The following is a 24,148-nucleotide window of genomic DNA, read 5'->3' on the forward strand; positions in this document are numbered from 1 at the left end:
GCTCACCGGGTCCGCTCGAACGCGGCCCACTCGGCTATGGCGAACCCGCCGCCCTCCCTGCGCACTTCGGCCCCGCCGTGGCCGGGCAGGTGCGCCGGGAAGACCAGCGCACGGGTGTCGGCGGCCTGCTCCAGGACGCGGCGCCGGGAGCGGGTGGCCGCCACCTGGTCCTCGCTCAGGCACGTGTCGCAGTCCGGGTAGGCGATCTGCATCGGACTGTGCACCAGGTCGCCGATGAACAGGGCGCGGTCCGCGCCGGAGTCCAGCCGCAGCACCGCCGAGCCGGGCGTGTGGCCGGGGGCGGGCTCCAGGCTCAGGTGCTCGTCGATGCGGTACCCGTCCTCCCACAGCAGGGTCTGACCTGCCCGGTGCACCGGCTCCACGCTGTCCTCGAACATGCTGCCGCCGGCCCGGTTGATGCCCACCCCGCCGAGCCCGCCGCGCTTGCGGTGGCCGTTGGCCGGGTTCCAGTAGTCGTAGTCGGCCTTGGAGATGACGTACGTGGCGTTGGGGAACGTGGGCACCCACTCCCCGTCCACCAGCCGGGTGTTCCAGCCCACGTGGTCGGAGTGCACATGGGTGTTCACCACGACGTCCACGTCCTCCGGCCGGACCCCGGCCGCGGCCAGCCGGCCGAGGAAGTCCGTCCGCAGCCCCGACCAGGCGGGCATTCCCGGCCGTTCCTTGTCATTGCCGATGCCGGTGTCGACGAGGATCGTCTTCCCCCCGCTGCGCAGCACCCACGTCTGCACGTTGGCGATGAGGGAGTCCGTCTGCGGCTCCCAGAAGTCCGGCGCCAGCCAGGAGGCGTTGTCCTGCCACATGCGGGGTGTGCTCGCGGGGAAGATGTCGGAGGTCGGTGCGACCGGGGCGTGCCATTCCACGACGCGGGTGATGTCCACGTCGCCCAAAGTGATCGTCTGCATGTCCACGACGTTATGCGGGGTCAACGAGACGGCCAATGCGCCTGCGTGCCCTGTCTATGCGTCATCGTCTCACCGGGGGCGCCCGATCGGCCGTGAGGGGCGGTGCGCATACTCGGTCCATGGACGTGCTCAGCGACATCATGGCGGCCCTGCGCACCGGCCGGCCCCACTCGGCCTTCTCCGAGTGGCGCGGACGGTGGCGGACGGACATCGGGTCCTATACCGGCGCCGGCTTCCACATCGTGCTCGAGGGCACGTGCAGGCTGGTCCCGGCCGCAGGCGGGGAGTCCTTCGAGCTGGCGGCCGGGGACGCGGTGTTCCTGCCGCACGGCACCGCGCACACCCTGATCGGCGACTCTCCCGGGCCCATCGTGATGCTGTGCGGCGCCTACCACCTCGACCGGTCCCGGGCGCACCCGCTGCTGGGGGACTTCCCCGAGGTCGTCCACCTGCCCACGCGGGGCGGCCGGCACCCGGCGCTGGGCGCCGTCGTCGCCCTGTTCGGCGACGAACTGCGCACCCCCGGCCCGGGTACGGACGCGGCCCTGCCCGCCCTGCTGGAACTGCTGCTCGTCCACCTGATGCGCGCGTGGTTCGTGGAGCGCACCGACCGGCACATCTCCACCGGCTGGTGCGGGGCCCTGGCCGACCCGGCCATCGGCCCCGCCCTGCGCGCCCTGCACGGCGAACCGTCGAGGCCGTGGACGGTGGCCGACCTCGCCGTCCGGGCCGGCCTGTCCCGCGCCGCGTTCGCCCGCCGCTTCTCCGCGCTGGTCGGCCGGCCGCCCCTGGCCTATCTCACCTGGTGGCGGCTGACCCTGGCGGCCCGGCTCCTGCGGGAGTCGGACGCACCCCTGGCGGCCATCGCCCAGCGCATCGGCTACACCTCGCAGTTCGCCTTCGCGCACGCCTTCAAACGCGCCTACGGGGTCTCCGCGGGCCGTTACCGCAAGGAGCGCCACGACGAGCACGAACCCCTCGGCGCCTGGGAGATGACCACGGTGACGGCCGGCACCGCCGCACTGTGACGTCTCTCGCGCCCTGCCGCCCGGAAAACTCCGGGCGCCCGGGCGCGGCCCAATGGCATGCTGTGGGACGTGAACGGACCCGAGATCTCCATCAGCTTCGCCCCTGAGCTGCAACTTTTCATCGCCGCCGAGCGCCGTCGGCCGGGTGCGACCGTGGTCACCGACGGCGCCTCCACCCTCGGGCACGTGGTCGAGTCCCTCGGCGTCCCGCTCACCGAAGCGGGCCTGCTGCTCGTCGACGGCCGCCCGGTGCCCGCCTCCCATGTGCCGGCCGCGGGCGAAGAGGTGGAGGTCCGGGCGGTCACCCGCCCGCAGGAGGTTCCCGGGGCCCCGCTGCGCTTCCTCCTCGATGTGCACCTGGGAACGCTCGCGCGGCGACTGCGGCTGCTGGGCGTCGACGCGGCCTACGAGAGCGAGGACCTCGGCGACCCTGCGCTGGCCGCGCTCTCCGCCTCCGAGCGCCGCGTGCTGCTCTCCCGCGACCGGGGCCTGCTGCGCCGGCGGGAGCTGTGGGCGGGCGCGTACGTCTACAGCGACCGCCCCGAGGAGCAGCTGCGGGACGTGCTGGGCCGCTTCACGCCGCCCCTCACCCCCTGGACGCGGTGCACCGCCTGCAACGGCCCGCTCCGGGACGCCGACAAGGACGCGGTCCGCGAACAGCTCGAGCACGGCACGCGCCGGACCTACGACGTCTTCGCACAGTGCGTGACCTGCGGGCGGGTGTACTGGCGCGGCGCGCACCACAGGCGGCTGGAGACGATCGTCGAGAAGGCGGTGCGCGAGTTCGGAGCCGCGGCGGCCTGACCCGGATGCACGCTGGAGGAGCCGGGTGCACGCTGGAGGAATAGCGCAGGAGGTGGACGCCATGCAGACGATCGTTGGTTGGCACATCGAGGTCGAATTCGAAGAGGTCGAGAAGCGGACGCGCGCGGCCGCGATGCTCCGGCTCCAGGACGGCACGGAACTGAGGGCCCGCGGCCATGCCACCCGCCACCCCGACGACCCCGAACAGCAGCGCGTCGGCGAGGAGCTCGCCGCGGCGAGGGCGCTCAACGAGCTCTCCCGGGAACTGCTGAAGAAGGCCGGACACGACATCGAAGAGGTCACCCACGTGGAGGCCCACCCGGCGATGTGAGCCGGCCCCCGGGCAGGATCATCAACTTTGGTAGGACCACGGCGCGACCTTCGGCGCATGTGCCCGACCGGGGAGACTGCCTATGGTTCGAGGGTGAACGCACGAACGTGGGCCCGTGATCTGTGGGAGCGGCTGACCGACCCGGGGGAGTGGTCCCGGCGCCGGACGGTCGGCGAGATCTCCCTCGCCCTGACGCTCGCGCTGCTCGCGGGCTGGGCGGAGACCGGGCACAGCTGGCTGCGGATCATCGCCGTCGCCCTGACCGTCGGCGGCCTGTGCCTGCTGCGGCGCGCCCTGCCCGCGACGGTGCTGATCGCGGCGGGCCCGCTGGCCGGCTTCTCCGGCGGTGGCGGGCTGCTCCTGCTGGGGGTGGCCGGCTGGTCCGCCGGGCGCAGGATCGCGGGGGTCCTGCGGGCCTTGGTCGCCTTCAGCCTCTCCTTCGTGCTCTCCCTGGCCCTCGCGTTGTGGAACACACCCGACCAGCCCCTCCTCACGCTGGTCTTCTTCACCCCCCTCTTCCTGGTGTCCACGGTGGTCCCCGGCCTGGCCAACCGCTACTGGACTCAGCGGCGCACCCTGCTGCAGACCCTCACCCAGCGCAACGCCCAGCTGCTGCGCGAGCGCGAGATGGTCGCCGGCCAGGCCCGCATGCGTGAGCGGCAGCGCATCGCCCAGGACATGCACGACAGCCTGGGCCATCAGCTCGCGCTCATCGCCGTGCAGACCGGAGCGCTGGAAGTGGACCGGGAGCTGACCGGGCGGCAGCGCGAGGCGGTGGGCGTGCTGCGGGAGGCTTCGGTGGCCGCCATGCAGGAGCTGCGCGAGGTGGTCGGCATCCTCAAGGACGGCACCCCGGAGGAGGAGCAGCCCACCTCCCGGGTGGTCGCCGGCATCGAGGAGCTGGCCGACGCGGCCGCGGCGGCGGGGATGCGGGTGAGGCTCGAGCGCTCCGGGGAGGCCCGGCCGCTGGCACCCGCCGCCGACCACGCGGGCTACCGCATCGTGCAGGAGGGGCTGACCAACGCGGCCAAGCACGCTCCCGGCGCCCCCATCTCCATCGCCCTGCGCTACGAACCCGACTCGCTCCTGGTCGAGGTCGCCAACGGGCCGGTGCCCGAGGGCGGCGGACCGCCGCCGGAGACGGTCAGCGGCGGGCAGGGGCTGACCGGGCTGCGGGAGCGGGCCCGGCTCGTCGGCGGCATGGTCTTCACCGGCCCCGCCGAGGGCGGCGGCTTCCGGCTCGCCGGAGTCCTGCCGTACGACTCGGCGGAGGCGAGGGAGGCCCGTAAGACGCGGGGGGCCGGTGGCAGGGGCACGACCTTCGTCGACGCGGGGGACGACTTTGGGGAGCAGACCGCGCAGGGGGCTCCGGGCGACGGTGGACCGGTCATCGACCGGCTGGATCCGCGCGAGGAGTTCAAGGACATCATGAGCACGAAGAAGAGCAACGGCTGCCTGATCGGCTGCGGCATAGGCCTGGTGGTCCTGGTGGGCCTGGCCGCGGCGGTCGTCCTCGGATTCGGAAAGATCATGGACGAGGCCGACAAGGCGATGATCGATCCGAGTGTCTACGCGTCCGTGCACACCGGGGACCCCGAGCAGCAGGTGCGCGAGAAGCTGCCGTCGGGGAAGTCCTTCCTCACCGCCGACGTCAAGGACAAGCTCCCCGCCGAACCGGCCGGCACCACCTGCCTGTCCTTGCTGTCCACCGACACCTCGAAGGGGCTGAGCACCGACACGGTTTACCGCTTCTGCTTCAAGGACGGGAAACTGTCCGACAAACGTGAGTTCCACGTCAAGAGCTAGTGCGTCCACAGCACACGACCGTGAGCAGAGGTAGACCAGGTGATCCGCGTCCTCATCGCCGACGACGAGCCGCTCATCCGGGCGGGCATCCGGATGATCCTCACCTCGGCCGATGACATCGAGGTCGTGGCCGAGGCGGCGAACGGGCGCGAGGCGGTCGAGCTGGCGCGGCTGCACGGGGCCGACGTGGCGCTCCTGGACATCCGGATGCCGGTCATGGACGGCCTGGCGGCACTCGCCGAACTGGGCCGGGCCGTGCCCGGCGTCCGGGCGCTGATCCTCACCACCTTCGGCGAGCGCGACAACGTCCTGCGGGCCCTGCGACAGGGCGGGGCCGGCTTCCTGCTGAAGGACTCGGCGCCCGGTGAGCTGATCGGCGCGGTACGGGCGGCCGCGGCGGGCGACGCGTATCTCTCGCCCGCCGCCACCCGGCACGTCGCCGACTCGCTGGCGACCGGCGCGGCCGCCGGCCGGGGCGAGGAGGCCCGGGAGCGGGTGGCGGTGCTGAGCGAGCGGGAGCGCGACGTCCTGGCCCTGCTCGGCGAGGGGCTGTCCAACGCCGACGCCGGCCGGCGGCTGCACATGAGCGAGGCCACCGTGAAGACGTACGTGAGTCGGATCCTCGCCAAGCTCGATTGCGACAACCGCGTCCAGGCCGCCCTGCTGGCGCGCGATGCGGGACTGGGTGTCTGAGGCCGCACACCGAAGAAACAAAGGTTTTTGGCCACCTTCGCCTGACATGTGTTCAGAGAACCGGGGATTTTGCGATATCTTTTGCGGCGTTCCCTCGTGAACGAGCGTCGGACGCGACGCCGGAGCGACGTCGGGAGTGCGCTGTAGGCATCCCGCGGAACACCCAGCACAGGCACGTGGCGGGCGAACCCCCTTCCCCGCCACGCATCGCCGTGCCGCAAAGTCCTCAGCTCTGTCCCGTATCACCTAGGCAAAGGCCGCATGTCCGTTCATCCGCTATCGGACCTCATTCGTTATGCCCGTCATAACTCTCCCTTTTACTCCGCTCTCTACGCCGATCTGCCGCCCGGCACCGATCGCCTCGGCGACCTCCCCGTCGTCGACCAGAGCGCCTTCTGGCAGGCGAACACGCTCCACGACAACCGGGTCCTGACGGCCCCGCTCGGTGAGGCGGTCGTCTACAAGACCGGCGGCACCACCGGAGCGCCGAAGTTCTCCTGCTACACCCGCGAGGAATGGCGGGAGTTCGTCACCGCCTTCGGCCAGGGCCTCGTCGACGCGGGGCTGCGCCCCGGCCACCGGGTGGCGGACCTGTTCTACGCCGGTGAGCTCTACGCCAGCTTCCTCTTCATCCTCGACTCCCTCGCCCACGCCCCCGTCGACAACGTACGGCTGCCCATCGGCGGCGCCGCGCCGCTGGAGACGACGGTCCCCACGCTCGAGGACTTCGCCGCCCAGGTGGTCGCGGGCACCCCCACCACCCTGTGCCGGCTCGCCGAGCACCTGGTGGCCACGGGCCGTCAGCTCCCCGCCGTGGAGCTGCTGTTCTTCGGCGGCGAAGCGCTCTTCGACGACCAGCGGCGCCTGCTCGCCGCCGCCTTCCCCAACGCCGAGCCGCGCTCCCTGGGTTACGCCAGCGTCGACGCCGGGCTGCTCGGCGCCCCCGTACCGGGCGCCGACCCGCGGGTGCACCGTGCCTTCACCCCGCACACCGTCGTCGAGATCGTCGACGAGACGACCGGCGAGCCCATCCACGAGGCCGGGCGGCCCGGGCGCGTCCTGGTGACCCAGCTCTACCGCCGCCTCATGCCCGTCATCCGCTACCCCGCGGGCGACCGCGCCGAGTGGACCGACCCCGAAGCCGGGCACTTCCGCATCCTCGGCCGGGCCGAGGAGGGCGTGCGCGTCGGCCCCGTGTCGCTGTACTCCCAGGACGCCCTCGCCGCCGTCACCGAGGCGGACACCGACGGCCGCGTCATGGGCACCCAGCTCGTCGTACGCCGCTGGGACGGCCGCGACGGACTCGTCCTGCGCCTGGCCACCGCCCCCGGCGACGACGACCCGGCCACCCTCGAGGTGCTCGCCAAGGCGGTCGTCACGGAGCTCGGCACCGCCCGGCCCCTGTACCCCGACAGCGTCCGCGCCGGATACGTCCACCCCCTGACCGTGGAGTGGGTCCGCCACAGCGACCTGGTCGTCAACTCCCGCTCGGGCAAGCTGATACGCGTCATCGACGAGAGGCCGACCGCATGACCGCCACCCCGGTGGACGCGGGGCGCCGACTGCCCCTCGTCCTGCGCAACCGTGCCTTCGGCACCGTATGGCTCGGCCAGGTCCTCACCCAGGCCGCGGTCCGCATGTTCCAGGTCGGCGTGTCCTGGTGGCTGATCGCCTACGCCGTCAGCGGCGGACGCGGACTGGCCTCGGGCCTGTTCATGGCGGTCAGCACCCTGCCCGCCGTCGCCCTGGCCCCCGTCGTCGCCCGGACCGTCGCCCGCTTCGCGCACCGCTCGGTGCTGCGCGCGGCCGCCGCCGGCGCGGGCACGGCCGCCGCGGCCCTGGCCGCATGGGCGTACGCGAGCGACCTGCCGCTCGCCGCCGCCTACGCCGCCACCCTGGTCCTCGCCGCCGGACAGGCCTTCTTCGACCCCTGCCTGACCACCTCCGTACCCGAGCTCGTAGACGACGAGGACATCGAGGCCGCCACCGGCTTCGAGCTGTCCACCCAGTCGCTCGCCAGCCTCGGCGGGGCGCTGCTGGGCGCCCTGATCGTCGACGCCGCCGGAGTGGCGGGCCTGGCCGTCGGCTGCGCCGCCGCCTATCTGACGGCCGCGGTGCTCATCACCACCGTCAGGTTCCGGACCACCGCCACGCCGTCCGCCGAAGCGGGCGAGGGGGCGGAGGGCGCCGCCGACGAAGAGCGACGCACGCTGCGCGGCATCCTCGCCGACCTGCCGTACGTCCGGCGCATCCTGCTCTGCTTCACCGCGGCCAACCTCTTCACCACCGCCGTCTTCGTCGTCATCCCGCTCTACACCAAGTCGGTGCTGCACGACGGCGGTTCCACCGTCGCCCTGCTGGAGGCGTCGCTGGGCGTCGGCACCCTGATCGGCTCCTTCACCGGCGCCCGCGTCCCCGGCCGCCCCACCGCCCTCGGCGCCTGCCTGCTCGGTGCCATGTCCGCGGCGTTCGCCGTCGCCGGGCTCTTCACCGGACGGTTCGTCATCGCGGGCTGCCTGGTCGTGGCCGGCTGGTGCGTCGGCGTCATCGGGGTCCGCTTCGTGGCGCTGTTCCAGCGGCTCGTGCCCACGGCCGACAAGCCGGGCTTCTTCGCCGTCATGCAGGCCGTGCTCGGCGCCACCTTCCCGCTCGCGTCCCTGCTCTTCGGCCTGCTCGGCGACCACCTCTCCGCGCAGACCCTGTGCCTGATCCAGGCCGCCGGCCTGGTGCCCGCCGCCTGCGCGCTGGCGCTGCTGCGCGAGCCCGCGCCGGACGCCCCCGCGCCCGCCGCCGCAGCCGAACCGTCCCCGCTCGTGGCCGCCGGAGGAGAGCGATGACCGCCACCATCGACCGGGCTACCCCCGCCGACATCGCCGACCTGCGTCAGCTCTACTACGCCGTCTACGGCCCGCACTACCCCGTCGCGCTGGGCACCGACCCCGCCGAGATGTCCCGCCTCATCGCGGACCCGCACTCCCTCTGGCTCGTCGCCCGCTGCCCGCGCACCGGCCACCTGGCCGGATCGGCGGCCATTCGCAGCGAGGCCGGCAGCCGCACGGGCAAGCTCGAGGGCCTCGCCGTCCACCCGGACCACCGGGCGGGCGGACTCGCCGGGGCGCTGACCGAAGAGCTGTGCGCACGGATGCTGGACACCGGGCGGCTGGACTCGGTGTACGCCACCGTCCGCACCGTCAGCGCCGGACCGCAGCGCGTGGTCTCCCGCAACGGCTTCCGTCCGCTGGGCGTCCTGCCCAACGCCGTGGCCCTCAACAGCCGGGAGAGCCTCGCACTCTACGCGCGTCACTCCGCCGGGGTCCTCAGCCGCCGCGTCCCCGTCCCCGAGGTGCCCGCCCCGCTCGCGCCGCTCCTGCGCACCGTCGAGCGCAACCTGGGCATCGACTACACGGCCACCGCCGTCACCCCGCCCCGGCCCACGCCCAGGAACACGACCACCGCACGGCTGGAGATGATCGAGGCGCCCGGCTTCGTACGCCGCCGCTTCCACGACCGCTTCCCCGACGCCGACCGCTGGTTCTACCCGCTGCACACCCCCAACACCCTCCTGGTGCCCGACGACGACCGCTTCGAGGTGTACGCCTACCTCAACCGCACCGGACGCTACTGCGCCCTGGTCGCCGCCCACCCCACCCCCGCCGTCGCCGCCGACTGCCTGGAGGCGATCACCCGGACCCTCACCAGGGCCGGCGCCGGCTACGTCGAGGCGCTGCTGCCGCTCTCCGAGCACGGAATGCTCTCCGCCTTCCTCGCCCAGGGCTTCATCCCCAGCGCCCTCTACCCGGCGATGCGCCCGGAGGCCGACGGCGAGGGCTTCCACGACTACGTCGTGATGTCCCGCACCGCCGAGCAGATCGACTTCCGCGGCGTGGTCGTCGACGAGCCGCTCCAGCCCTACCTGGACGCCTACGTGTCGGCCTGGGCGTCGACCTACCTGCCCACACTCGAGGTTGCCTCATGAATCCGACCAACCCCCACCTCGCTCCCGTCGACGTCCCCGACCCCCGGCTGCTGCCCCGGGTCCAGGAACTGTGCGACCTGACCGACCCCTACGCCTTCGGCCCCGCCGAGGACGAACTGTTCGCCGCGGCCATGGCCGAGACCAACGCCTGGCACAGCGAACGCTCCCCGTTCTTCCGCAGCCTGCACGAGTCCGCCGAGGAGACCGGGGCGTTCCGCGCCCCCCTGGTGCACGCGAACTTCTTCAAGCGCCACGAAGTGCTCTCCATCCCGCGCGACGACGTCCACCTGCACCTGACCTCCTCCGGCACCACCGGCCAGAAGTCGCAGATGTTCTTCGACGAATGGACCATCCGCTCCGCCCAGCGCATGGTCGCCCGCATCTTCGAGCGCAACGGCTGGATCACCCCCGACCAGCAGGTCAACTACCTGCTCTCCAGCTACCAGCCGGCCTCCGGCCTGAAGCTGGGCACCTCCTTCACCGACAACTACCTCTGCGACTTCGCCCCGGCGCGCAACGTCGAGTACGCGCTGCGCCACACCGGAGGCGGCCACGAGTTCGACCCCTTCGGGACCATCGCCGCCCTGCGCCGCTACGCCGAGGACGACGCGCCCGTACGCATCCTGGGCTTCCCCGCGTTCATCTGGTTCGCCCTGGAGCGGATGCGCGCCATGGGGCTGCCGCCCCTGACCCTCCCCGAGGGCTCCCTGATCCTCTTCGGCGGCGGCTGGAAGGGCAACGCCGACAAGCAGATCGGCAAGGACGAGCTCTACGGCCGCATCACCGAACAGCTCGGCGTCCCCTCCGAGCGGATCCGTGACACCTTCGGCTCGGTCGAGCACTGCGTCCCCTACATCGAGTGCGCCCACCACCGCCTGCACGCACCCGTCTACTCCCGGGTGTTCATCCGCTCCACCCGCACCCTCGAAGCGCTGCCGTACGGCGAGACGGGCTACCTGCACCTGGTCTCGCCCTACATCACCTCCGTACCGGCGCAGAGCGTCGTCATGGGCGACCTCGCCACGCTGCACCCCGGCGAGGAATGCCCCTGCGAGCTGGACACCCCCTGGTTCACCCTCCACGGCCGCGCCGGAGTGAGCCGCAACAAGAGCTGCGCGGTGGCCGCCGCCGAACTGATGAAGGGCATGTCGTGATGACCGAGAGCGTGCAGCACCACTACTGGCAGGGCGCGTTCGTCGACGACGAGGAGGCGGGCCGCCGCCTGGCGGCCCTGCCCGCCACCGTCGAGGCCGCGCTGGCCGAGCCCCTGGACACCGAGACCGTCCTGGCCGCCTGCGAAGGGCTCGCGGCCGCCCTGCTCGACCCCTCGCACCCCACCCGGGCCCGCCTCGCCGAGCACCTCCCCGAGGGTGACGACGGCGCCGTCCTCACCGAACTGGCCGCCTTCCTCAGCCGGCCGGAACTGACCCGCAAGCTCCGCCGGGAGCTCGGCGGCACCGCCCCCCAGCGGCTCACCCGGCCCGACGCCAAGGAGAGCGTCTACGAGGCGTGGGCACCGGTCGGCCTGGTCGCCCACATCGCCCCGGGCAACGCCGCCACCGTCGCGCCGCTGAGCCTCGTCGAGGGCCTGCTGGCCGGGAACGTCAACGTCCTGAAGACCAGCAGCTCCGACACCCTCCTCGCACAGAGCCTGCTCGCCGAACTCGCCGCCCTGGACCCCACGGGAGCCATCGCCGAGCGCGTCATCGTGCTGCGCTTCCCCTCCTCCCGGCAGGACTGGCTGGGCCTGATGTGCGCCCCCGCCGACGCCGTCGCTGTGTGGGGCGGCGAGGCGGCCGTCGAGGGCGTGGCCGCCCATGTGCCGCCGGGCTGCCGCCTGGTGGAGTGGGGCCACAAGATCTCCTTCGCCTACCTGACCCGCGACGCCTGGCAGGACGAGGCCGCCCTGACCGCCCTGGCCGCCGACGTCTGCCTGCACGAACAGCAGGCGTGCTCCAGCCCCCAGGTCGTCTACCTCGACACCGAGGACCACGCGGAGGTCTTCGCCTTCGCGGAGCGCTTCGCCGCCGTCCTCGGCGCCGTGCCCGCCGCCCGCGAGGACGCGCTGAGCCCCGCCGAGGAGGCCGAGCTCAGCACCACCGAGCTCATCGCCCGCCTCGAGGAGCACCTGGGCCTGACCCGCGTCATCGCCGCCCCCGACGGCTCCTGGCGCGTCATGGCCGACACCCGGCCCGCCCTGACCGCCTCCCCGCTGCACCGCAGCGTGTGGGTCAAGCCGCTGCCCCGCAAGAGGCTCCTCGCCACCCTGCGCCCCATGCGCCGCTACCTGCAGACCGCCGGCATCGCCGGCAGCCGCACCGACATCGCCGAGCTCTCCCGCCTCGCCCTGGCCTCCGGCGCCACCCGCGTCACGCCGCTCGGCCGGATGCTGGGCGGCTACTCCGGCGAGCCGCACGACGGCGTCTACGCCCTGCAGCGCTACAGCCGCCGCGTCGCCGTCCAGACCGACGAGCGCTTCGCCACCACCGCCTGCCTCGACGACCTGACCCGGCCGGCCGCCTTCCCGCCCCCCACCGGGCCGCTGCTCGACAAGGCCGCCGTCCAGAAGCTCAACGAAGGCGTCGACCCGCGCGACGCGGAGCTGTACTTCCGCAGCGGCGGCAGCACCGGCAAGCCCGCCCTGTCCCTGTTCACCTACGACGACTACGACACCCAGATGCGCGCCGCCGCCCGCGGCCTGCTCGCCGCCGGCTACGACCCGGCGCGCGACCGCACCGCCAACCTCTTCTTCTGCGGCGGCATGTACGGCGGCTTCATCAGCTTCTTCTCCATCCTGGAGCGGCTGGGCGGCACCCAGATGCCGATGGCGGCCGGCCCCGACCACCGGGTCACCGCCGAGATGCTCGTCACCCATGAGGTGGACACCCTCTTCGGCATGCCCTCCTACCTGTGGCAGCTCCTCCACGACCAGGCGGACCTGCTGCGCTCGTACGGCGGCGTCCGCAAGATCTTCTACGGCGGGGAGCACTTCACCGCCGAGCAGCGCCGCGTCCTGACCGAGGACTTCGGCATCGAGACGGTCCGCTCCATCACCTACGGAAGCACCGACCTCGGCCCCCTCGGCTACCAGTGCACCGAGTCCACCGGCGGCGTCCACCACCTGCACGCCGACCTGCACACCATGGAGATCCTGCACACCGACGCCGACCGGCCGGTCGCGCCCGGCGAGATAGGCCGCCTGGTGTTCTCCACCCACGCCCGGCGCGGCCAGAACCTGGGCCGGTACGTCATCGGCGACCTCGGCCGCGCCCTGCCCGGCCCCTGCCCCTGCGGCAACAAGTCGCCGCGCTTCGAGCTGCTCGGCCGGGGCGGCGACGTGATGCGCGTGGCGTCGTACTTCCTCAATTACCGGCGCTTCGTGGCCATCGCCGAGCAGGACCGCGGCTACAGCGGCGAGCTCCAGGTGGTGCTCACCCGCACCGACCGCCGCGAACGGCTCACCGTCCGCGTCGAGCGCACCGGCACCGCACAGCCGCAGGAGCTGCGGACGGCCTTCCTCGCGGGCTACGAGGAGCTGCGCTCGGCCGTCGGGGACCGGCTGCTGGACCTCGACGTGGAGGCCGTGGACGGCGCCGCGTTCGACCGCACGGCCACCAGCGGCAAGCTGCGGGCGGTCGTGGACACCCGGCACGGCTGAGGCCGTTGACGCAGGTGGGGCGGCATCCCCGCCCCACCTGCCGTCCCGAAGTCAGGAACGCGTCAACGTCGGGCCCCGCCCGGCGGTCAACGGGCCGTCACGCGGTGACGATGGGTCAGGGAACCCCTCACACCGCCGGGCGGCGCGACGCCGCCCCTGACATAAGGAACACCCATGGCCCAGGCCGGCGATCCGCCTGACACGCCGGGCACCCGTCCCGGCAGACTGAAGGTCTACCTCGGCGCGGCCCCCGGAGTCGGCAAGACCTACCGCATGCTGGACGAGGGATGGCGGCGCGCCCTGCGCGGCACCGACGTCGTCGTGGCCCTCGCCGAGTGCCACCACCGCCCGCACACCGAGGAGATGCTCGACGGCCTGGAGGTCGTGCCCCGCGCCCGCCGGGCGCACCCCGCCGGCGACAGCGCCGAGCTCGACCTCGACGCCGTACGGGCACGCCGCCCCGAAGTGGCCCTCATCGACGAGCTGGCCCACACCAACGCCCCCGGTGCCGCCCACCCCAAGCGCTGGCAGGACGTCGAGGAACTCCTCGCCGCCGGCATCGACGTCATCACCACCGTCAACATCCAGCACCTGGAGTCCCTCAACGACGTCGTCGAGAAGATCACCGGTGTGCCGCAGCGCGAGACCGTGCCCGACGAGGTCGTCCGCCGCGCCCACCAGATCGAACTCGTCGACATGGCCCCCGAGGCGCTGCGCCGCCGCATGGCCCACGGCAACATCTTCGCGCCCGAGAAGATCGACGCGGCGCTCTCGCACTACTTCCGCGTCGGCAACCTCACCGCCCTGCGCGAACTCGCCCTGCTGTGGGTGGCCGAACGCGTCGACGAGACCCTGCAGCGCTACCGCGCCGAGCACGGCATAGGCGGCGTCTGGGAGACCCGCGAACGCGTCGTCGTCGCCCTGACCGGCGGCCCCGAGGGCGAGACCCTCATCCGCCGCGCCGCCCGCATCGCCGCCCGCTCCTCCGGCGGTGACCTGCTCGCCGTGCACGTCGCCCGCAGCGACGGGCTCGCCGGGGCCTCGCCCGCCGCGCTCGCCGGGCAGCGCCGGCTCGTGGAGAGCATGGGCGGCAGCTACCACACCGTCGTCGGCGAGCACGTGCCCGCCGCCCTCCTCGCGTTCGCCCGCGCCGAGAACGCCACCCAGCTCGTCGTCGGCGTCAGCCGCCGCGGCCGGCTCCGGCGCCTGGCCGACGCGCGCGGCGTGGGTGAGACCGTCGTCGGGCACTCCGGCGACATCGACGTCCACATGGTCACCCACGAGCGGGCGGGCCGCGGCCGGAGCCGGCCCCTGCCGGGCAGCGGACTGTCGCCGGCCCGGCGGCTCGGCGGGCCCGTGGCCGGACTCCTCCTGCCCGTCCTGCTCACCCTGCTGCTGCGCCGGCAAGCGGTCGCCGACGCCCTCAGCCTCAACCTCACCAGTGAGGCGCTGCTCTTCCTCGCGGCCGTCGTCGGCGTGGCCTGCATCGGCGGCGTGGTCTCCGCGCTGCTGGCCTCCGTCACCGCCTCGCTGCTGCTCAACTACTACTTCATCCCGCCCGCGGGACGCTTCACCATCGCCGAGGCCAACAACGTCCTCGCGCTCCTGGTCTTCGCCCTCGTCGCCGTCACCGTCGCGGCCGTCGTCGACCGTTCGCTGCGGCTCGGCCGCAGCGCCGCGCACGCCACCGCCGAGGCCGAGACCCTGTCCTCGCTGGCCGGCGGCATCCTCCGCGGCGAGCAGGCCGTTCCGGTGCTGCTGGAGCGCACCCGCCAGACCTTCGGCATGGACTCCGCCGAACTGCGCCCCCGCGAGCGGGAGCCGGTCCACGGGCCCGCCGCGGCCGACGGGGCGCCGGCGCCCGCCGTCACCCGGGTGCCCATCGGCGAGGACGACGAGCTGGTGCTGCACGGCCGCGCCCTGCCCGCCACCGAACGCCGCGTCCTGACCGCCTTCGCCGCCCATCTGACGGCCGCCGTGGAGCGCGCCCGGCTCGCCGAGGCCGCCGCCGAGATCGAACCCGTCCGCGCCGCCGACCGCATGCGCACCGCGCTGCTCGCCGCCGTCAGCCACGACCTGCGCACCCCGCTCGCCGGCGGCTGGGCGGCCATCAGCTCGCTGCGCAGCCGGGACGTGGACTTCTCCGCGGAGGACAAGGAGGAGCTCCTGGCCACCGCCGAGGAGTCGATGATCAAGCTCAGCCGGCTGGTCGACAACCTCCTCGACATGAGCCGCATCCAGGCGGGCGCCCTGACCCTGCACCTGCAGCCCACCGCGCTCGCCGAGGTGCTGCCCCAGGCCCTGGACAGCCTGCCGGACACCCCCGCCTCAGGCGTCCGCGTCCAGGACGTGGAGGCCGTGCCGTGCGTCCTGGCCGACCCGCCCCTGCTGGAGCGCGTCGTCGCCAACCTGGTGGCCAACGCCACCCGGCACTCCCCGGCCGGCCGGCCGGTCACCGTCGCCGCCAGCACCCTGGCCGCCCGGGTCGAGCTGCGGATCGTCGACCGGGGACCCGGCATACGGCCCGCCGACCGCGAGCGGGCCTTCGCGCCGTTCCAGCGGCTCGGCGACACCGACAACACCACCGGCCTGGGCCTGGGCCTTGCCCTCTCCCGCGGCCTGACCGAGGCGATGGGCGGCACGCTCGTGCCCGAGGAGACCCCCGGCGGCGGCCTGACGATGGTCCTCTCGCTGCCCGCCGCCCCGTCCCCGGCCGCGGACGGGCCGGTGTGAGCGGGCCGTTCCGCGATCAGCGGGGAACGGCCGACGCCCCCGGCTGCGTGCGCGAGGCGTACATCCGGGCGTAGGTCCCGCCGGCGCCGATCAGCTCGTCGTGCGTGCCGCGTTCGACGATCCGGCCGGCCTCCATCACCACGATGACGTCGGCGTCGCGGATGGTGGAGAGCCGGTGGGCGATGACGAAGCTGGTGCGGCCGGCGCGCAGGGAGGTGAGGGCGCGCTGGATGAGCAGCTCGGTACGGGTGTCGACGGAGCTCGTCGCCTCGTCCAGCACCAGGATCGCCGGCCCCGCCAGGAACGCCCTGGCGATCGTGATCAGCTGCTTCTCGCCGGCGCTCACCCCGGACGACTCCTCGTCCAGCACGGTGTCGTAGCCCTCGGGCAGGGTCCGTACGAACCGGTCGACGCAGGTGGCGCGGGCGGCGGCCACGATCTCCTCCCGCGTCGCCCGCGGGGACCCGTAGGCGATGTTCTCGGCGATCGTGCCGCCGAACAGCCAGCTGTCCTGGAGCACGAGCCCGATGTGCCCGCGCAGTTCGTCACGCCGCATGCGGGTGATGTCGGTGCCGTCCAGCAGCACGCGGCCCTCGCCGGGCTCGTAGAACCGCATGAGGAGATTGCCCAGGGTGGTCTTGCCCGCCCCGGTCGGCCCGACGATCGCCACCGTCCGCCCCGGTTCCACCGTGAGCGACAGGTCCTCGATCAGCGGAGTGCCGGGGGAGTAGCGGAATCCCACGCCCTCGAACTCCACCCGGCCCTCGATGCGCGCGGGCCGCTCCGGGCGGTCCGGGTCCGGCCCCTGCTCGTCCGCGTCGAGCAGCGCGAACACCCGGTCGGCCGAGGCGATCGCCGACTGCAGCTGGCCGGCGACGGTGCCCGCCTCGACGATCGGCTGGTTGAACTGGCGGGCGTACATGACGAAGGCCTGCACGTCGCCGATCGACAGCGAGCCGCTCACCACGCGCAGCGCACCGACCACGGACACCACGATGTAGCCGAGGTTGCCGATGAACATCATCGACGGCTCGATCGTGCCGGAGGCGAACTGCGCCTTCGCGCCCGCCCGGTACACGGCGTCGTTGTGCTCGTCGAAGGCGCGCTCCGCCAGCTCGCGCCGGCCGAAGCCCTTGACCAGGGCGTGCCCGCTGTACATCTCCTCGACGTGCCCGCTGAGCGTGCCGGTGGCGGCCCACTGCTCGGCGTACCGCGGCTGGGCGCGCTTGGCGATCACGGACACCAGCACCACCGACACCGGCACACTCGCCAGCATCACCAGCGCCAGCAGCGGCGAGATCACGAACATCATGGCCAGCAGCGCCAGGAAGGAGAACACCGAGGTGATCAGCTGGGAGAGGGCCTGCTGAAGGGTCTGCTGGAGGTTGTCGACGTCGTTCGTGACCCGGCTCAGCAGCTCGCCCGCCGGGTTCCGGTCGAAGTAGCCGATCGGCAGCCGCGTGAGCTTGTCCGCCACCTTCTCGCGCAGGTCGAGGACGACCCTGTTGATGACGAGCGTCGCCAGCCGTCCCTGCAGGAGGGTGAACAGGGAGGCCGCCAGGTACAGGGCGAGCAGGAGCAGCAGGACGCGCTCCAGGGCGGCGAAGTCGATGCCGCGGCCGGGGTGCACGTCGACCGTGCTGAAGACCTTGGCGAGGGAGCCGTGGCCGTCCGCGCGCAATTGCCCGATCGCCTCCTGCGGGGACGTCCCGGCCGGCAGCCGCTTGCCGACGACACCCGCGAAGACCAGGTCCGTCGCCTTGCCCATGAGCACCGGCCCGAACGCGGCGAGGGTGACGCCGGCGATGCCCAGCGCCAGCAGCAGGGCCACCAGCGCCCGGTGGGGCCGCAGGAGCCCCAGCAGCCGGGGGACGGTGCCGCGGGGCTTCGGTCGCGCGGATGTCATGCCGCGGCCTCCTCTTCGGTGAGCTGCGAGAGCGCGATCTCCCGGTAGGTGGGACTGTCGCGCATGAGTTCCGCGTGGGTCCCCGCGGCGACGACGCGGCCCGCTTCGAGCACCACGATGCGGTCGGCGTCCCGGACCGTGCTGATCCGCTGGGCGACCACGACGACCGTCGCCCCCGCGACCCGGGGCGCGAGGGCGGCCCGCAGCGCGGCGTCCGTGGTGTAGTCGAGCGCCGAGAAGCAGTCGTCGAAGAGGTAGATGCCGGGTCCGCGCAGCAGCGTCCGCGCGATGGCCAGGCGCTGGCGCTGGCCGCCCGAGAGGTTCGTGCCGCCCTGGGCGACGACGGACTCCAGGCCCTTGGGCATCCGCTCGACGAAGTCGCGGGCCTGGGCCGTCTCCAGCGCCTGCCACAGCTCCTCGTCGGTGGCGTCCGGATCGCCGAAGCGCAGATTGCTCGCGACGGTGCCGGAGAACAGCAGGGGCTTCTGCGGTACGAAGCCCACCGCGCGGGAGAGCGCGCCGGGATCGTGGGAACGCACGTCGACGCCGTCGACGAGCACGGTGCCGCCCGTGGCGTCGAACTGCCGCAGGACCAGGTTCAGCAGCGTCGTCTTGCCGCTGCCGGTGCTGCCCAGGATGGCGACCGTCTCGCCCGGCCGGGCCGTCAGGTCGACGTCGCACAGCACGGGCTCCTCCGCCCCGGGATAGCGGAACTCCACGGCCCGCAGGTCCAGATGGCCGGCCGCGCCGGGGACCGGGGCACCGACGGGCTCCCGCGGCGCCACGACGGACGGCTCTGTACCGAGCACCTCCTGGATGCGCTGCGCCGAGGTCTTCGCGCGCGGCGCGGCCACGAACACCAGCGTCAGCAGGACGACCGACATCACGATCAGGCCCAGATAGCCGAGGAACGCGGTCAGGGCGCCCAGCCGCATGCTGCCGTCGTCGACGCGGTGGCCGCCGAACCAGAGCAGGAACACGATGAACGCGTTCATCACCAGCGTCATCACCGGGAACAGCAGGGCCATGAGCCGGGCCACGCGCAGGGACAGGGCCGCGAGCTCGGCGTTGGTGCGGCCGAACCGCTCGCGCTCGTGCGCCTCCCGGACGAAGGCCCGCACCACGCGGACCCCGGTGATCTGCTCGCGCAGCAGCTGGTTGACGCGGTCCACCCGCGACTGCATCCGGTCGTACCAGGGGCCCATCCGGCTCAGCCCGACCCCGAAGACGGCCGAGATCACCACGACGAGGGCCACCAGCAGCAGCGACAGCGGCACGTCCTGGGACAGCGCCAGCACCACGCTGCCCACGCACAGCACCGGCGCCGCCACCGCGACGCCGAGCGCCTGCAGGACCAGCGTCTGCACCTGCTGCACGTCGTTGACGGTCCGGGTGATCAGCGACGGGGTGCCGAAGCGGCCCAGCTCGCGGGCCGAGAAGTCCAGGACCCGGCGGAAGACCGCGGAGCGCAGGTCCCGCCCCAGGCCCATCGCCGTACGGGACGCCAGCAGCGCCGCGCCGATCGCGGCGGCCACCTGCGCGAGCGCCACGGCGAGCATGACGGCGCCGACGCCGCGGACGTAGCCGGCGTCGGCCTTGAGCACGCCGTTGTCGATCACCGCCGCGCCCAGGGTCGGCAGCACCAACACGCCCATGATCTGCACCAGTTGCAGGGCGAGAAGGAGAGCGACGGCGCGGCCGTAGGGCCGTAGACGGGCACGCAGCAGTCTGATCAGCACGCTGACGAGTCCAGCGCACAACGGGCTGGGGAATCCCTAGTGTTCCCCGGCTGCCACCGACCGGAACCGGCCACGAAATCCGCAAATTCCCTAGTCTATCAGGATTTTGTTGACATCGTTCCGAGCCGACTGCGAGCGTGCGTTCGCAATATCGGCCGGACAGCGGAGGGCGGTCGGTCCGTGGTAGAGGAAGGGAAGGCGATGGGATGTCCAAGCGCGCACTGATCACTGGTATCACCGGACAGGACGGTTCTTATCTTGCCGAACACCTGTTGTCGCAGGGGTACCAGGTCTGGGGTCTGATCAGGGGGCAGGCGAATCCGAGGAAGTCGCGCGTCAGCCGCCTCGTCTCCGACCTGTCCTTCGTCGACGGTGACCTCATGGACCAGGCGAGCCTCGTGTCCGCCGTGGACACGGTACAGCCCGACGAGGTCTACAACCTCGGCGCGATCTCCTTCGTGCCCATGTCATGGCAGCAGTCCGAACTGGTCACCGAGGTCAACGGCATGGGCGTCCTGCGGATGCTCGAGGCCATCCGCATGGTGAGCGGGCTCAACGGCTCCCGGAACGCGGGCACCGCCGGTCAGATCCGCTTCTACCAGGCGTCCTCCTCCGAGATGTTCGGCAAGGCGGCCGAGACCCCGCAGAGCGAGACCACCCTGTTCCACCCGCGCAGCCCCTACGGCGTCGCGAAGACCTACGGGCACTACATCACCCGCAACTACCGCGAGTCCTTCGGTATGTACGCGGTGTCCGGGATGCTCTTCAACCACGAGTCCCCCCGGCGCGGCGCCGAGTTCGTGACCCGCAAGATCTCCCTGGCCGCCGCCCGCATCAAGCTCGGCTACCAGAAGCGGCTGGACCTCGGAAACCTCGACGCCGTGCGCGACTGGGGCTTCGCCGGCGACTACGTACGCGCCATGCACCTCATGCTCCAGCAGGACGAGCCGACCGACTACGTCGTGGGCACCGGTCAGATGCACTCCGTGCGCGACGCGGTCCGCTACGCCTTCGAGTGCGTGGACCTGGACTGGACGGACTACGTCGTCATCGACCCGGCCCTCGTCCGACCCGCCGAGGTGGAGGTCCTGTGCGCCGACACCCGTCGCGTACGGACCGAACTCGGCTGGGAACCGACCGTCGACTTCCCGCAACTGATGCGCATGATGGTGGAGTCCGACCTGGAGCAAGCGTCCCGTGAGCACCAGTACGGCGACCTGCTGCTCGCCGCCAGCTGGTAGGACGACACCTCGACAACGCAGACAGCTGTACCAGTGGCCCGGCCGGGGATTTCCCGGCCGGGCCACTGGCGTGTTCCCGCCCCCTCCGACTGGTCCGAACCCGACCGAACCGAAGTACCGAAACCGCAAGGCCGGTCAACCGAACCATCCGGAAGGGCAAACCGCAGGTTTAGCCGCGTCGGGTCGGGATGTCGTTGACTCGCCTCCGCGGAACTATCTACTGTTCCAATCAGTTGGTCAGAAACCGGGCCATTCGGTTCGAGGCCCGGAAATCGCAATTCTTGACGCATTACTAGCGCGCGGTTCCGAACGTTTAGCGGGATCCGAAAGGTTGGCAGTCTCGTGGCCACTTCCGTACTTGCAGATGACCAGGCCGGCATGCGTCCGCAGTTCGAGCAGCCGGGCATGTGTATGGCATACCTGGACCCCGCTCTGACGATCCGGCAGGCGAACCATGAGTTCTTCCGCCAGTTCGGAGCCACCTCCGAGGACGTCTGCGGACGCAGGTTCCAGGAGCTGGTGCACCCCAGCGTCCAGCAGCCGCTGCTGCGGCAGTTCTCCGGCCTCGTCGAGGGCAGGCGCCAGCGGTTCGCCACGCACGTGGTCGCCCTGCGGCAGGAGGAGTCCCGCGAGGACTCGGCGTTCTCCAGCACCCTGACGGCCGTCTCGGTGCGCGGCGGCACCCCCGGCGACGCCGCGATCCTCGTCATGATGCCGCCGACCCACGCGTCCGCCGAAGAGGCCGGCGTCGTCACCAACCGCAAGAAGATCCTCACCGAGATCGACGCCCGCATCCTCGAGGGCATAGCCGCCGGCATCTCCACCATCCCCCTCGCCTCACGCCTTTACCTCAGCAGGCAGGGCGTCGAATACCACGTCACCGGCCTGCTCCGGAAACTGAAAGTGCCCAATCGCGCCGCCCTGGTCTCCCGTGCCTACTCCATGGGCGTGCTCAAGGTCGGCATGTGGCCGCCGAAGGTCGTCGAAGAATTCATCAAGTAGTCATCGACCGCGTCGGAGTCCAGGGAAACACCTAGACTTTATGTGCCGCCCCACCGGCTCGATCGGAATTCAAGAACCCATCGGCAAGCGGAATCGTCGGCCGGGAAAACGAACGGCCCGTGGACCCGATGCGGGGCGGCCGCGCGGAACACCCCGCCGCGGTGCCGGTCCACCGCCCTGCGGAAGATCCCCCGCGGCAGGGGGGTTCGGAAGGAACTCTTCCGGGAACCTGCCCGCTGTACACGGTGAAGCAGCGAAGCCCGTGCCGTCCGCGGCACACGGCGATGGGGGTTACCCATGCGAACCCGTACCAACTCCACCGCGTCCGGAGAACAGGACGCGGCCGTCCCTCCGGTGCACGAGGGGAGCCCGTCCTCGGCGACGGACCGCGTGGCCGCCTTCTACGGCGCCTACGTCGACGCCCGCAGCGGCACGCCCGACACGGTCCTGGCCGACGCCCTGCGGTCGCACTTCCTCACCGAGGAGTTCCGCGACCGCCTGGCGGCCTGGGAGCGCGGCAACGACGCCGACGGGGTCTTTTGGGCCCAGAACGCCCCGCGGGCCTGGCGGGTCACGTACGACAACAGCGGTGCCGGGCACACCTGGACACGGGTGAGGCTCACGTGGGGTGACGAGAAGAAGCCCACGTACATCCACCTGAGCGTCCAGTCGGACACGAGCAGCAAGCTCATATCCGACATCAAGGAGGTCGAGGCCCCCGCCGGAGGCTGAGGCGACCGGACGGGGGACCAGCGGGCCCGTCAGCCCTTGGTCGCGTAACGGTGGCGGGCCCACAGCGGCAGGCCGAACCAGCACAGCACGAGCCAGGCGACGAGCCCGCCCACCACCCACGGCACGGCCGCGTTGCGCATGGCGATGCGCAGGATGAGGGTGAGGGCCGAGGCCACGGTCGCCAGCAGCAGCACCACTCCCAGCAGCGTCAGGCGCGACGCCCAGGTGACGGTCTGGGGCTTCAGCCGGTGCCCGGTGACGAGCCGGTGGAAGGAGACGGGACCCACGAGGGCACCGGTGGTGGCGGCGCCGAGGAGCACGGTGACCACATAGATCGCCTTGTCCGTCGACCCCAGCATGGGGAACTGCGGCGTGAACACGACGGTCAGCAGGAAACCGAAGAGGATCTGGACGCCGGTCTGGGCGACCCGCACCTCCTGCAGCAGCTCGTTCCAGCGCCGGTCGGCCCGCTCCTCGGGCGATTCGTCCCGGCCTTCGCGCTGTGTCCTGCCCGACGCCATACCGTCCCGTCCTTCACGTCTGCCCGGTACGGACGCGCCTACCGGGCTCCGAGGCTAACCGGGCAAGGGCGTCCGGCGGATGAAGGACATGCCGCAGGGGCCGCCCTGCCGGGTGCTCTCGCCCGTCACATAGGCCGCGTTGTGGCCGTGCCAGTACAGGGAGTCGATCCACAGCGGCTCCTGCCGCTCCCAGTACGGCTTCATCCACACCCCCGCCAGCGGGTTGCGCTGCCGGTCGTAGCTCCAGCGCCGCACGTCGGACTCGGTCAGCCGGGTGTACCACTCGATCCGCCGCTCGAGGTCGCCGAGCCGGAACGTCATCCGGCGCTCGCTGCCCGCATACGAGCAGTCGACGTCCAGCCGCGCGCCGCGCCCGTCGAGGCTGCCGAGGTAGCGGCCCTGTCCCACGGGGAGCCCGCACCAGTCCTCGAAGCCCCGGAACGGCCGGTTGGGCACGGGGGAGGGGGCCGCGGTGGAGCGGTAGAACACCATCGGATGCCGTCGCCCGCCCGGATCGGCGGTGCCGGACAGGATGTCGGTGTCCCGGGTGTGGATGAGCAGGGTGGGCCAGGACAGGAGGGCGGGGCCGCCCAGCGTGATCGCGGCGATGGCCCGGGTGCCCGGGGGGACGTTCCGGCGGCTGCCGGTGTACGTCTCGTCCCGGCCCAGGTCGGTGAAGGTGAAGTAGACGGTGGCGAGCATGGCGGGCGGCTCCTGCGCCACGGCGATCGTCAGCCTGGCCCTGCGCCCGTCGTACACCCCTTCCCAGCTGCCGTGGAAGTCGCGGACATCGCGGAAGACGCCGCCTGCCGCGGTGGTCGGGGCGCCCGCGGCCGCCGCGGCGGCCGCGGGCACCGTGCCGCCCAGGGTGAGCCCCCCGGCGGCGAGGGCGCCTCCCACGGCGGATCTCAGGGCGGTACGGCGGGACATCGAGCGGTGCATCATCGAACCTCCCGGCTCTCCCAGCTCTCCCGGCACGTTCTGCACTCGCGGCTCTTGCGTGCGGCGAGGCACGTCTCATCATGTGGGGGAGCGGGCGGGCGGCACAGAGC

General features: G+C 72.3%; 19 protein-coding genes. 14 read left to right on the top strand and 5 right to left on the bottom strand.

What is annotated here, in order from left to right; translation table 11 throughout:
- Positions 1-2: 2 nt before the first annotated feature.
- Positions 3-926, bottom strand: coding sequence for an MBL fold metallo-hydrolase (locus tag ACIGXW_RS03215; RefSeq protein ID WP_399569237.1), 924 nt, complete (start codon positions 924-926; stop codon positions 3-5).
- A gap of 119 nt (positions 927-1,045) precedes the next feature.
- On the opposite strand from ACIGXW_RS03215, the gene ACIGXW_RS03220 reads away from it, so the two are divergent.
- The 11 genes from ACIGXW_RS03220 (at position 1,046) to ACIGXW_RS03270 (ending at position 15,955) form a co-directional block, all read left to right on the top strand.
- Positions 1,046-1,954: an AraC family transcriptional regulator gene (locus ACIGXW_RS03220; protein ID WP_399569241.1), complete on the top strand. Its 909-nt coding sequence runs from the start codon at positions 1,046-1,048 to the stop codon at positions 1,952-1,954.
- Positions 1,955-2,023: 69 nt separating this feature from the next.
- Positions 2,024-2,758 (top strand): Mut7-C RNAse domain-containing protein, encoded by a 735-nt coding sequence (locus ACIGXW_RS03225; RefSeq protein ID WP_071963808.1) that lies wholly within the window; start codon positions 2,024-2,026, stop codon positions 2,756-2,758.
- A gap of 61 nt (positions 2,759-2,819) precedes the next feature.
- Complete coding sequence (locus ACIGXW_RS03230) at positions 2,820-3,089, top strand: DUF1876 domain-containing protein (RefSeq protein ID WP_071963807.1); 270 nt, start codon at positions 2,820-2,822, stop codon at positions 3,087-3,089.
- Positions 3,090-3,182: 93 nt separating this feature from the next.
- Positions 3,183-4,895, top strand: coding sequence for a sensor histidine kinase (locus ACIGXW_RS03235; RefSeq protein WP_399569243.1), 1,713 nt, complete (start codon positions 3,183-3,185; stop codon positions 4,893-4,895).
- Between the two features lie 39 nt (positions 4,896-4,934).
- Positions 4,935-5,588: a response regulator transcription factor gene (locus tag ACIGXW_RS03240; protein WP_071963736.1), complete on the top strand. Its 654-nt coding sequence runs from the start codon at positions 4,935-4,937 to the stop codon at positions 5,586-5,588.
- 261 nt (positions 5,589-5,849) lie between these two features.
- A complete protein-coding gene (locus ACIGXW_RS03245; protein ID WP_399569246.1) occupies positions 5,850-7,121 on the top strand; it encodes a phenylacetate--CoA ligase family protein in 1,272 nt (423 codons plus the stop codon).
- A complete protein-coding gene (locus ACIGXW_RS03250; protein ID WP_399569248.1) occupies positions 7,118-8,425 on the top strand; it encodes an MFS transporter in 1,308 nt (435 codons plus the stop codon). The genes ACIGXW_RS03245 and ACIGXW_RS03250 overlap by 4 nt, the downstream gene beginning before the upstream one ends.
- Complete coding sequence (locus ACIGXW_RS03255) at positions 8,422-9,564, top strand: GNAT family N-acetyltransferase (protein ID WP_399569250.1); 1,143 nt, start codon at positions 8,422-8,424, stop codon at positions 9,562-9,564. The genes ACIGXW_RS03250 and ACIGXW_RS03255 overlap by 4 nt, the downstream gene beginning before the upstream one ends.
- Entirely contained in the window at positions 9,561-10,718 is a 1,158-nt protein-coding gene (locus ACIGXW_RS03260; RefSeq protein WP_071963732.1) for an acyl-protein synthase, read from the top strand. Before ACIGXW_RS03255 ends, ACIGXW_RS03260 begins: the two co-directional genes overlap by 4 nt.
- On the top strand, positions 10,718-13,222 hold the full coding sequence (locus ACIGXW_RS03265) for an acyl-CoA reductase (RefSeq protein WP_399569253.1): 2,505 nt from the start codon (positions 10,718-10,720) through the stop codon (positions 13,220-13,222). Before ACIGXW_RS03260 ends, ACIGXW_RS03265 begins: the two co-directional genes overlap by 1 nt.
- Before the next feature lie 174 nt (positions 13,223-13,396).
- A complete protein-coding gene (locus ACIGXW_RS03270; RefSeq protein WP_399569256.1) occupies positions 13,397-15,955 on the top strand; it encodes an ATP-binding protein in 2,559 nt (852 codons plus the stop codon).
- Between the two features lie 16 nt (positions 15,956-15,971).
- On the opposite strand, the gene ACIGXW_RS03275 is transcribed toward ACIGXW_RS03270, so the two are convergent.
- Positions 15,972-17,861, bottom strand: coding sequence for an ABC transporter ATP-binding protein (locus tag ACIGXW_RS03275; protein ID WP_399569258.1), 1,890 nt, complete (start codon positions 17,859-17,861; stop codon positions 15,972-15,974).
- A complete protein-coding gene (locus tag ACIGXW_RS03280; protein WP_399569262.1) occupies positions 17,858-19,600 on the bottom strand; it encodes an ABC transporter ATP-binding protein in 1,743 nt (580 codons plus the stop codon). Before ACIGXW_RS03280 ends, ACIGXW_RS03275 begins: the two co-directional genes overlap by 4 nt.
- A 206-nt stretch (positions 19,601-19,806) precedes the next feature.
- Between ACIGXW_RS03280 and ACIGXW_RS03285 the strand changes: the two genes are divergently transcribed.
- From ACIGXW_RS03285 to ACIGXW_RS03295, 3 genes are all read left to right on the top strand, one after another.
- On the top strand, positions 19,807-20,841 hold the full coding sequence (locus tag ACIGXW_RS03285) for a GDP-mannose 4,6-dehydratase (RefSeq protein ID WP_399569264.1): 1,035 nt from the start codon (positions 19,807-19,809) through the stop codon (positions 20,839-20,841).
- A 378-nt stretch (positions 20,842-21,219) separates the two neighbouring features.
- Positions 21,220-21,843 carry a PAS domain-containing protein gene (locus ACIGXW_RS03290; protein ID WP_399570803.1) on the top strand — a complete coding sequence of 208 codons (624 nt, stop codon included), beginning with the start codon at positions 21,220-21,222 and terminating at the stop codon, positions 21,841-21,843.
- Between the two features lie 297 nt (positions 21,844-22,140).
- Positions 22,141-22,575 (top strand): hypothetical protein, encoded by a 435-nt coding sequence (locus ACIGXW_RS03295; protein ID WP_399569266.1) that lies wholly within the window; start codon positions 22,141-22,143, stop codon positions 22,573-22,575.
- A gap of 29 nt (positions 22,576-22,604) precedes the next feature.
- Here the strand turns inward: ACIGXW_RS03295 and ACIGXW_RS03300 are convergent, their stop codons facing one another.
- Together ACIGXW_RS03300 and ACIGXW_RS03305 are read right to left on the bottom strand one after the other, a co-directional pair.
- Positions 22,605-23,096: a DUF6328 family protein gene (locus ACIGXW_RS03300; RefSeq protein WP_399569269.1), complete on the bottom strand. Its 492-nt coding sequence runs from the start codon at positions 23,094-23,096 to the stop codon at positions 22,605-22,607.
- A 54-nt stretch (positions 23,097-23,150) separates the two neighbouring features.
- Positions 23,151-24,083, bottom strand: coding sequence for a hypothetical protein (locus tag ACIGXW_RS03305; protein WP_399569271.1), 933 nt, complete (start codon positions 24,081-24,083; stop codon positions 23,151-23,153).
- Positions 24,084-24,148 lie beyond the last annotated feature (65 nt).

This window comes from Streptomyces sp. NPDC053079 (assembly GCF_044546695.1).
GTDB lineage: Bacteria > Actinomycetota > Actinomycetes > Streptomycetales > Streptomycetaceae > Streptomyces.

Excerpts from the sequence above, each read along its gene's own strand:
- ACIGXW_RS03220 (WP_399569241.1), top strand. The coding sequence starts at position 1,046 with ATGGACGTGCTCAGCGACATCATGGCGGCCCTGCGCACCGGCCGGCCC.
- ACIGXW_RS03265 (WP_399569253.1), top strand. The coding sequence starts at position 10,718 with ATGACCGAGAGCGTGCAGCACCACTACTGGCAGGGCGCGTTCGTCGAC.
- ACIGXW_RS03275 (WP_399569258.1), bottom strand. The coding sequence starts at position 17,861 with ATGACATCCGCGCGACCGAAGCCCCGCGGCACCGTCCCCCGGCTGCTG.
- ACIGXW_RS03245 (WP_399569246.1), top strand. The coding sequence starts at position 5,850 with ATGTCCGTTCATCCGCTATCGGACCTCATTCGTTATGCCCGTCATAAC.
- ACIGXW_RS03215 (WP_399569237.1), bottom strand. The coding sequence starts at position 926 with ATGCAGACGATCACTTTGGGCGACGTGGACATCACCCGCGTCGTGGAA.
- ACIGXW_RS03290 (WP_399570803.1), top strand. The coding sequence starts at position 21,220 with ATGCGTCCGCAGTTCGAGCAGCCGGGCATGTGTATGGCATACCTGGAC.
- ACIGXW_RS03230 (WP_071963807.1), top strand. The coding sequence starts at position 2,820 with ATGCAGACGATCGTTGGTTGGCACATCGAGGTCGAATTCGAAGAGGTC.
- ACIGXW_RS03285 (WP_399569264.1), top strand. The coding sequence starts at position 19,807 with ATGTCCAAGCGCGCACTGATCACTGGTATCACCGGACAGGACGGTTCT.
- ACIGXW_RS03260 (WP_071963732.1), top strand. The coding sequence starts at position 9,561 with ATGAATCCGACCAACCCCCACCTCGCTCCCGTCGACGTCCCCGACCCC.
- ACIGXW_RS03250 (WP_399569248.1), top strand. The coding sequence starts at position 7,118 with ATGACCGCCACCCCGGTGGACGCGGGGCGCCGACTGCCCCTCGTCCTG.
- ACIGXW_RS03295 (WP_399569266.1), top strand. The coding sequence starts at position 22,141 with ATGCGAACCCGTACCAACTCCACCGCGTCCGGAGAACAGGACGCGGCC.
- ACIGXW_RS03255 (WP_399569250.1), top strand. The coding sequence starts at position 8,422 with ATGACCGCCACCATCGACCGGGCTACCCCCGCCGACATCGCCGACCTG.
- ACIGXW_RS03300 (WP_399569269.1), bottom strand. The coding sequence starts at position 23,096 with ATGGCGTCGGGCAGGACACAGCGCGAAGGCCGGGACGAATCGCCCGAG.
- ACIGXW_RS03270 (WP_399569256.1), top strand. The coding sequence starts at position 13,397 with ATGGCCCAGGCCGGCGATCCGCCTGACACGCCGGGCACCCGTCCCGGC.